The sequence below is a fragment of the Psychrobacter sp. 1U2 genome, from assembly GCF_051847575.1.
In genome coordinates, this window is sequence record NZ_JBPYDC010001826.1 from 1 (window position 1) to 516 (window position 516).

Below are 516 nucleotides of genomic sequence, written 5' to 3' on the forward strand. Positions count from 1 at the left end.
CTTCGAAAATCAAAGACCGAGCCTTAGCGCTATTATCGAGCGCTATCTTATTTTGCTTACTGATGGTCTTTGCGGTGATATTTATCATTCCGTGGATCAAGACGTGGCCTTATCAAATGCAGTTCAGCACAGAAACAGTCAGCAAGGTCTTAGAGTCCGCCAACCTAATGCGGGTCTATAGAAATTCACTGATCGTAGCAGTATTGACAGCTATCTTTGGTACCTTAATCACTTACTTTTCAGCATTGTTGTGCGAGCGCTCTGGTTTATTCAGAATCGGTAAATTCAGTATCCAGAGCTCAGCGTTGGTGACCAACACGGTACCAGGGATGGTCGTGGGTATTGCTTATCTGATGGTGTTTTCAGGCTCTGCTGTCGCCAATACTATTTTTATTATCGTGATAAGCAACATCATTCACTACTTTGCCACCCCTTATCTGATGAGTAAAAATGCACTGACTAAGATGAATCTAGGCTGGGAGACGACGGCGAGCTTACTGGGTGATTCATGGTTTG

At 44.0% G+C, this 516-nt stretch carries 1 protein-coding gene and 1 pseudogene; both read left to right on the plus strand.

Annotation, left to right across the window (positions count from 1 at the left end; translation table 11 throughout):
* Nucleotides 1-181 (plus strand): hypothetical protein (locus tag ACS8FD_RS24615; RefSeq protein ID WP_439277775.1); only part of this gene is annotated, 181 nt, incomplete at its 5' end.
* Nucleotides 168-516, plus strand: a pseudogene (locus ACS8FD_RS24620) (ABC transporter permease subunit); the annotation flags it as partial. The gene ACS8FD_RS24615 and the pseudogene ACS8FD_RS24620, both read left to right, overlap by 14 nt.